Origin of the sequence: Sphingobacterium sp. UBA6320 (genome assembly GCF_002440335.1) — a bacterium.
Lineage (GTDB): Bacteria > Bacteroidota > Bacteroidia > Sphingobacteriales > Sphingobacteriaceae > Sphingobacterium.
In genome coordinates this window covers 96,615-106,099 of the sequence record NZ_DJTA01000019.1, presented here as the reverse complement: position 1 = coordinate 106,099, position 9,485 = coordinate 96,615, and the positions used below count along the sequence as shown (strand labels likewise).

The following is a 9,485-nucleotide window of genomic DNA, read 5'->3' as shown; positions in this document are numbered from 1 at the left end:
CAACTGGAATAAAGGTAGTTAACAAAAAATCAGGATATAAAAAAAATGTAAATCAAGAATTTACCTGAGTTATAATCAGACCAATAATTAGTGATTTCCAACAATATCACAAACTAACAAAGTAAATAATCAACTATAAACGCGACAAAGCAGAACTCATAATTCGCATGAAAAAAAACATCTTTTTATTCACATTCGTCATCCTACTTATACTCTCTTCATGTCGAAGTTATCAACCTGTATTATTAACATCATCACAGATTTTCAAAGAAGGTCAGGTTTCTTTCAAACAATGCCATGCTTCGACAATTCAATCGATAGGTAAAGATAGCTTAATTGCCTCCTGGTTTGGCGGAACACACGAGTCCAATCCAGATGTCGTCATATGGACATCGCGCTATACAAATGGAAAATGGGAAACACCAGTTCAGGTTGCAGATGGTCATCTTAATGAAAAAAGGTATCCAACATGGAATCCAGTGTTATATCAGCATCCCCAGTCTGACACGCTATATCTCTATTATAAAATAGGACCAAACCCAAGAGAATGGAAAGGATATGTTAAATATTCGCTCGACAAAGGAAATACTTGGTCAACAGAAAAAGCCCTACCAGCAGGAGTTCTTGGGCCAATCAAAAATAAACCAATCACTTTAGACAACGGAATAATATTATCACCGTCAAGCACCGAGTCAAAAGATGAAATTTGGAAAGCACATATAGAGATCAGCAAAGATCGTGGAACCACTTGGACGATAGCTGAAATTAATCATGAAAGTCCAGTTCAGGTCATACAACCCAGTATTTTACAACATAAGGATCGAAAAATTCAAGTATTATGCCGAAGTAAAGAAAACAAAGTCATGAGTTCCTTTTCCAATGATCATGGAAAAACATGGCAACCTTGGCAAGCTACAAACCTGCTTAATCCAAATGCTGCAACAGATGCCATACGTTTAAAAAATGGTCAGTTTATGATCGTTTATAATCCAGATCTTGCCGGAAAAGATTGGTGGGAGGGGCGTACTAAGCTTCGAGTAGCATTATCAAAAGATGGTCTCAAGTGGAACGACGCATTGATATTAGAAGACGGCCAAACTGGCGATGAATACTCCTACCCGACCATCATACAAGACCCACAAGGTTTGATACACATTACCTATACTTGGAACAGAAAAAGTATAAAGCACATCGTTTTAAAATAAAAAAGTAAGTGTGGCCAAAAGTGCCACACTTACTTTATCGAAAAGAAGCAAAGTATTTAGGCAGTTCTTTAAAATACCCTTGCCATTTCGAAACATCTTCTTTTTTTATTACAAATAATCTTTCTTCAATTCAAGAACTCCTTCAAGGCGCACATCATCCGATGCAGACCCGATCAGTAATTTAAATTTTCCCTTCTCCGTTTTCCACCTGTTATCCACAGCCCATAATTTTAGATCCTCTTTCGTGAGCTGAAAAGAAATTTGCTCACGCTTTCCCGCTCCAATATTCTTACGCTCAAAACGTTTCAATTGCTTTACAGCAGTAACAACAGAACTAACTTCGTCAACCACATACAATTGAGCCACCTCATCACCCTTCAGTAGCCCTTTATTTTCCACATCAAAAGAAACCGTGCACACAAAATCACTAGCACCCTCTTTCACATCAACCAAAAGGTTAGAATATTCAAATTTACTGTAGCTCAATCCATAGCCAAAAGCATATAAAGGTTTAGCCGTCATCTCGACATAATCATGATGTTTTGGTTTATTATGATTATAATGAACCGGTAACTGTCCTACAGAACGAGGAATAGACACGGGTAGGCGCCCTGCTGGATTGTAATCTCCAAAGAGCACATCAGCAATCGCCAATCCGCCTTCTTGCCCAGGATACCAAGCATTCACAATAGCAGGCACATGAGCCGAGGCCCAATTGAGGTTTAAAGGTCTGCCCATGATCGTCACTAAGACAATAGGCTTACCAATTTTTTCTAATTCCTGGATCAATCGCAATTGATCACCCATCATATCCAATGAAACACGATCAAAACCCTCACCACTTTCCATATCACTCACCGCATTGATATCCACATTAGCAGCACCAGTCGCCTGATAAGAAGTTTTAAAATCTCGCGCACTAGAACCACCTAGCACAACGACCACAACATCAGACAATTTAGCTGCTGCAACTGCCTCCTGAATATGACTATTCGAAGTGTCCCGGATAGCGCATCCTTTCACATAATCAATATGAGTACCTTTGCCCACCGCAGCGCGAATACCATCCAATACGGTCTTGACCTTACCATCCGCTTGAGGCGCAGTATAATCCCCCAACTGATTATAGACATTATCGGCATTAGGCCCTACAACAGCGATACGCTTAATTGTTTTTTTAAGCGGCAAAAGATTACCTTCATTCTTAAGCAGTACAATAGATTCTTGCGCAACTTTTCGAGCCATAGCCCGATTCACTTCCGTTCCCACCTTCTTAACAACCAATTTTTCATCTACAAAAGGACGATCAAATAAGCCTAAATTAAATTTCATTCGCAGTACCCGAGCTACGGCAGTATCGAGCACAGCACCCTCAACAAGTCCATTCTTTATTGCTTGCTGCAGGTTAGCACCATACCCAGTACCACTCAAATCAACATCTAAACCCGCATGTAAACTCTGTGAAGCAGCTTCAGCACCATTAGAGGCAGTAGCATGTCCACCATTCAATCCCGAAATACTCAATAAATCCGAAACAACAAATCCATTAAATCCCCATTCCTCACGTAATATATCTTTCAGAAGCCAAGGATTTGACGAACAAGGAATACCATCAATACTATTATAAGCAGTCATGACCGAACCAGCACCAGATTTTACAGCCTGTTCAAAAGGATATAAATAATGTTGTCTTAAGGCCCTTTCCCCAATAGAAACAGCCTCACCATTATGCCCTCCCTCAGGAACAGCATAGGCCACAAAATGCTTAAGTGTCCCAATGATCTTATCCTCTTGACCAAGCATATCACCCTGAAATCCTTTTATCATTGACTTTCCCATCTGACCAATCAGGTAAGCATCCTCACCATACGTTTCCTCGGTACGTGACCAGCGCGGATCGCGAGCGAGATCCAAGACAGGACCATAGCCATTTTTACCCCCCACCGCATAGGTTTCCTGTGCGATAGTAGCCGCCATCTGTTGAATCAAATTCGGATTCCAAGTACTTGCCTGTCCAATAGCTGTTGGAAAAACAGTAGCACCTATAGCCATATGACCATGTGGAGCCTCCTCCGATAACAACAAAGGAATACCCAAACGTGTGCTATCCAACATATAACGTTGAATCGCATTCGTAGCACGAGCAGCTTCAACTGGACTCAATCCATTTGAAAGAGTCTTCTGTGTCCAAGGGTCAGCACGAAATGTTGCCCATAGCATACCAATATGTTGATCCTTTACCGCTTTTTTTAATTTAGCACTTACCGATATACCATCAGTTCCCTTATCATACATTTCCCAGCCCAATAATTTAGACAACTGACCAACTTTTTCATCAGTTGTCATTCTGCCCAAAAGATCTTGAACCCGTTTCTCAACAGGGATTTTACTATTTTTATAAGGGATTTGCTGTGCTTGTAGATTAGGAATGGTCAAAAATATCATTCCACTAAAAAAAATGCTGCTAAGTTTCATTCTAAATGTATAAAAACAATAAGTAGTCGGTTTGTAAACTACTAAAATAACGTTTTAGCTTTAAAAAAAAGCAGTCTTGTGAAATAATATCAACAAAAATACACGACATAAAAAAGATGATAGTTCTACACGACCTTCAAACAATTTCTAACTTTTTAGAGCAGTTTACACAAAATCCTTTTTATGCCATATTATATGGCATAAAAAGGATTTCTTATACAATACGGTCCTAATCGATTCAACTACTTTTTTACACCTTTAAAATAAAATTTAATGGGGATATAATTGGCGGTAGGATTATTATTTTGAGAGGTAATGATCAATCGATTTCCTTCAAACGCTACGAGATAAGAAGAATACGGATCGCTATCAGAAAATTTGATGGTAGCTTTCTCTTTGTTGAAAGTAAAACCATTTGTATTTTTTCCTTTAAAAATACCTAGTTCAAACATACCCTCTTGCGCCGTACAACTTTTAGCACCTTTATCCAACCGCATTTCATTGGATTCGTCCTGAAATAAAAAGAGATAGCTATTGTCCATTTCACAGTCATCCGGTTTATAGTTGACCAGCTGGTTTTCAGACCCCTCATTGACATGTATGGGTTGCCAGATATAGGTAGATAATATTTTTTGAAAGTCTTTCGGATCATCATAAATTGGCGTACCCTTATCTTTTGCACAATTTGTCAATAAAGAGAAGAGAACAATCGCATAGATCATTTTTTTTATCATAGTTTATCGTGTTAGTCCTATGATAACGTCACTCCTGCACAAATTGCTACAAAAAAGATGGCTAAGCACAAAAGTACCTGCTTATGAAGCTACAATAGCACGACGCAGAATTTCATTGATCATCATCCAACTCACCATTCATAATCTTGTTAATACGATCCTCCAAAACAGATTGATGCCAATCCTCTAAAAGTTTTTTAGTATGCGCAACGACATCACTACCTCCAGCTTCCATTATCCTCACCCACTTTTCACCAAATTCACCGTATGCTCTCAACGTATCTTCCGAATCTGTATACTTCAGAAGATATTCCATCATAAATAGATTAGCCCATCGATCAGGATCCAATGGAAAACACATATACTGTGCAATATCCACCTGATCGATAAATGCCTGAAGCACCTCTTGCGGAGTAAAATTAAAAATATCGCAAAATTGCTTAAACTCTTGTGTAAGCTTAATAGTTTCTAAGTTTTTCATAAGAATAAATTTTAAAAGAGGTTATAATTTCAACGATATACTACAAAATTCGTATAGTCCAGCGGCAAACAAATGGAGACTTATCAACCATTAAAGGCTAGTAAACTGAAGCATTAATTTTCACATAGTGATCTAACCATTCTTGATAAAAAACAGTTCGTTGCTGTAAATCACGACAAAAGAAATAACGCTTATCCAATTCCTGAATTTCCATAATAAGTAATCGACATTTCGGAGACTTTTGATATTGTTGATCACAGATATGACCATAGCCGTCATAGACACGCATATACACTCCTAAAACTGGATTATATACAGCTTTATTTAGATGTAATCTTGCCAAATGCTCAGGTATAGCCACACATTCCATGATTCGGTTCAAAAACTGCGTCACTGAAATGCCGGTAAGTATAGATTTAAACAGCAAATCTTTATTCAACGTAATCGTATTCTCCTCATCAAGATAAATAACCTCTTTTAATTCAAGGCCTTTCGAAAAGATATCATAAAGTCGATGAGTCAACAACTTACCTTTGCTTCTCTTTTGCGCATTGCTGTAATTTTTGTTTATGGACAATTTAATTTGACTTTGAATGAGCTTCACACCCTTATCTTGATCTTCTTTATTCAGTTTAATCTGTAGGACTTGATTTTGACCTTCATCTTCCTGACGCACATATTCAAAAGATTTAGTAACCAAATTATAAACCGAATGATCATGGAAATTTTGATCCATATAAGAAAAATGATTCACATATAGTTGCAAAAAATCCGGTACCGCAATACCAAAAAGTTCACAAGCATATCTAAAACTTGTTGGTATTACGATAGTTTCCGAATCCGTATTTTTCATCATGCTTTGATTTTATGTAATAAGAATTTTAGTGATACAGGATCTACCAATAAACAAAAACTCCTTGCGCTACTACGTCTTAATGAAACAGCTCCTAAGCATGTCAAATACTTTTGAGATATAATAGATACAAAGCAATTATGCATCGATCCCGGCTATACGTATTTACGCCAACAGGCTTTGGTTTCTTGAAATAACAAGTTTCCATTTATCCTTATATAATAAGGTTCCTCAAAACGCTTTTTCCCTAGCGAAAATCTTCAAAAAATTTAAATTAATATTCTCGAAAAATTATCGCAGTCCCTAACTTGCTTCCACAATTCGTTGTTCAGTAGATAAAACGACACCTTTAAGCAGTCTTTCGTACAGCTCAACAATAGCACGGGCCTGATTTATGATCAAAGTTTTGTGCTTTTCATCCATATCCATAGCAGGACTTTTCCACCATATATCTTTAGGTTTTAAAATAATTGACAGAATCAGCTTATTCAGATCATGAGTATTCATAATGCCATCTATAACATCTGTACTTGCAACAGCAGACCAGTCCATCAGATCCGAGAGATCCATATTTTTAGGAATATATCCAATGGCGCACTGCACATAAGTTTGTATACCGATAATATAAAGTTCCCGTAGCAATAGCAAAGCCGTGTCAGGCATCAATTGAGGCACATCTGTCATCGTCATCAACAAATTGCGCATAACAGAACCAGCATTTTCAGAACAGCTTTTAACGTGCTCCAGTTGATCGCTCCAATCTATCTGTTGAGCTTTCAAATGCGTATGGAAAGTAGACTTTTGCCTTAAAATCCAAGATTTTTCCCAAACGATATTCACAAACCGACTTCCGAGTGCCAGATGCTTTTCCACATGAGGTAAATCCAAAAACACCATAGAAGCTCCAACATCACCAAAATTTCGCTGTCGAAAAGAAAATGGCAAGTTCTTCTTGGTCAGGACGACCAGATAAAGCTGAATTTTGACACCATCAGATTGATGAACTTCCTCGTCTTGAAAAGGGTTGCCTTTTGATAATCCAGCACTTTGATAGTTAACCAATAAAATTTGTTCGGGCCGATAGCTCGAAAAGATCTTATCGATAATGATATGAGCATCATCTTTGTACTTTTGCGGCCAAGGAAAACCAGAAAAATCTTTTAAAATAGGAGAATCTACAGCTATATTGTTATTCTGCTTGCGATCTACAACAGAGATTTTATCAACACTACCCCCCAACTGAGTAACCTGTGCGATGCGATCACTTTGCTTTTTACGATAGGCAGCGACACCATCATTCATAAAATCAACCATGTCATCCATAGCTTTTCCTAAAGCTTGACATTGTACCAATAAAAACTCAAATTCCTCTTCCAAAATATCGATACGATCCTTTTTTTTCGAATATAGATAACTGCTATCCAGCAGTCTGAGCAGACGTGTACTATGGACATCATAAGTAAAAATTTCGAAAAGTCCGGGCACTGCTCCGCGCATCACTTTCAGCAGATGTTCCAGATTTTGCGACTTCCCAATAGCCCCTCCTACCATGCTTTGAAACCCCTTTAACCGCAACATAACAAACTGATGCAACATGACAGTCGCCTGAAAAAAGTCCATCTTTGATCTAAAAGAATAACAAGCAACCATAAACTCGTCGGCCACCTTTTTTCCTTGAGCATAGTCCAACACAAACATCTCCATTAAACTATTTACAAGCTTATTGGATACCGTTGGATAACCTTTCTTTCCCGATTGATAAAGCTGATGCGAAGGCAGCGAAGCATAAGTATAATATAAACTTCCCTTTTTCAATTGACTGACCCAATCACTAGTCCAAATAACAGTAAAAGGAATCTCTGGCATATCCGCCATACAAAGATGAATAATAGGCGAAACGCTTCTGACAGAAACACCTTTGATAGGGTTGACAACTAACAGTAGATGGGGGCTTTTACGGCCCTCATCTAAAAATTGAAACAAAAAAATGCGATCGACGTCCATCCGCTGAACCAATCGATCAACTAAAAACTGAGTGTTAAGTTCCATAATCAAGTTTTATAAAAATTATTAAAATGTACAGATATTCTATACAAATGTAAAAATAATATTGAAAATAAAAAATAAATGATATAGATTTAACATACATTTGTTAATTTATTGAATCAAAACACACATCAATTATTTACATAAAACGATTTAAACTATATCACATCCGTGTCTTATGCACATATTCAGTACATGTTTATCATAAGACCAATCATAGTATATGTCCTCTTGGTATGTAACAGTAGGTATTTGAATCTTGACAGAATGATGTAAACATATTATTTCCATGTTTAACTCGGACTTACCACGGATCTAACACGCATATACAACGGAGGGACCTTGCGTGTCTAATGATTAGATCGTACTTTTCCCTAGTATCATGATCATATTACCCCGACATACGATACCGATATGCAGCAATATTGGCCTATAGGGATATCCGTTAATTGCATTTGCTCTAACTAACAATAAAAAGGAGCTCCATTAACAATTTTATAATGGACAGAACTCTCTATTTATAAATTTAAAAATGATTAATACTTCACCATTTCAATTTTTATAAAAATAATTAAAAGTCTGATTTTTAATTATTTATTTCATTAACTTCATCGATATGAATCATTTTATTAGCTATAATTATGGGATATATTGACGACGGCTATCTACGTGGATCACTTGGAGGACTCGTACATCGCAAAGTAAATAACAAAAATATCGTCCAAACTAAAAGCAGCTCCAAAACCAGGCAAAGCAGGTGGACAGTAGCAGCTTCCATTGACTTTGGAAAAGCCAGCAAAGCGGGTTCATTAATAAGACGCACATTTAATGGCCTCCATCTGGGATTCCATGACAGTACGATGCATAATCGCCTCATCACTTATCTTAAACGTGTCATGCGTGCAAATGGGCAATACCTGGGGCAAAAAACTATACATCTTGGAAAACTAGACCGTTTGCTGAACTTCCAATTTAATGAAAAGTGCCATATGCATGATTTTCTCTACTTTGATCCCACCTTGAATATGCAAGTTGATCATCAGCTACAGATACAATTTCCGAGCTTTAATATCAAAAATGATCTGTATAAGCCTCCTTACACCCATTCCATTCGTATCAAAATAGGAGTAGGGATCTATAATTTCGATACCCATACGGTCTTTAATATCGTAGAAAAGCATTTGGATCTTGATCTTGTTAACGGACCAAAAGTACAGGACAAACATCAATTTTTAATTGACTGCACTGCAAGACAAGCTCAGTCAGCTATTGTAGCGATGAGTATTGAATATTATGGAGTGATCGCGGACAGATTTATATTGCTAAATCATAAAGAATTACATCCAACGGCCATCATAGGCGCATTTTCAGTCTAAAATTTGGACTAGCAACAAGCATATAACATGATAATGGATTTGTATCAGCATGAAAGTCAGCATCGACCAGACACCATGAGCAATGATCGCTAAAGCACAGCTATCATCGCTAAATTTAAGGAGCAGATCAATCCCTAATAGGTATCCCTTAGATGATGATGTAGACATACAAATTGAGATCTTAATCTAATATAAATTTCGTATCTCGCCCCATTCTCACATCAAAATTTATGCTGACACTTAATTCATTCGCCTATTATGATATAAAATAACTTAAAAACTGTTTTGCGCTACATGGAATATTTTTACTATCTT

The 9,485-nt window shown here is 37.2% G+C and carries 7 protein-coding genes; 2 read left to right on the top strand and 5 right to left on the bottom strand.

Features of this window, described 5'->3' with window-relative positions; genetic code table 11:
* The first annotated feature begins 167 nt into the window (after nucleotides 1–167).
* The gene (locus B3P23_RS11775; RefSeq protein WP_293926167.1) at nucleotides 168–1,205 is read left to right on the top strand and encodes a sialidase family protein; all 1,038 of its coding nucleotides are present in this window, start codon (nucleotides 168–170) and stop codon (nucleotides 1,203–1,205) included.
* 108 nt (nucleotides 1,206–1,313) lie between these two features.
* Here B3P23_RS11775 and B3P23_RS11770 read toward each other — a convergent pair whose 3' ends face one another.
* From B3P23_RS11770 to B3P23_RS11750, 5 genes are all read right to left on the bottom strand, one after another.
* The gene (locus B3P23_RS11770) at nucleotides 1,314–3,680 is read right to left on the bottom strand and encodes a glycoside hydrolase family 3 N-terminal domain-containing protein (RefSeq protein ID WP_293926164.1); all 2,367 of its coding nucleotides are present in this window, start codon (nucleotides 3,678–3,680) and stop codon (nucleotides 1,314–1,316) included.
* Between the two features lie 242 nt (nucleotides 3,681–3,922).
* On the bottom strand, nucleotides 3,923–4,414 hold the full coding sequence (locus tag B3P23_RS11765; RefSeq protein WP_260947063.1) for a hypothetical protein: 492 nt from the start codon (nucleotides 4,412–4,414) through the stop codon (nucleotides 3,923–3,925).
* 112 nt (nucleotides 4,415–4,526) lie between these two features.
* On the bottom strand, nucleotides 4,527–4,895 hold the full coding sequence (locus B3P23_RS11760) for a hypothetical protein (protein WP_248754834.1): 369 nt from the start codon (nucleotides 4,893–4,895) through the stop codon (nucleotides 4,527–4,529).
* 97 nt (nucleotides 4,896–4,992) lie between these two features.
* Entirely contained in the window at nucleotides 4,993–5,751 is a 759-nt protein-coding gene (locus B3P23_RS11755) for a hypothetical protein (RefSeq protein ID WP_094771749.1), read from the bottom strand.
* Nucleotides 5,752–6,051: 300 nt separating this feature from the next.
* Nucleotides 6,052–7,797, bottom strand: coding sequence for a hypothetical protein (locus tag B3P23_RS11750; protein ID WP_293926155.1), 1,746 nt, complete (start codon nucleotides 7,795–7,797; stop codon nucleotides 6,052–6,054).
* Between the two features lie 638 nt (nucleotides 7,798–8,435).
* On the opposite strand from B3P23_RS11750, the gene B3P23_RS11745 reads away from it, so the two are divergent.
* Entirely contained in the window at nucleotides 8,436–9,170 is a 735-nt protein-coding gene (locus B3P23_RS11745; protein WP_293926152.1) for a hypothetical protein, read from the top strand.
* The last annotated feature ends 315 nt before the right edge of the window (nucleotides 9,171–9,485 follow it).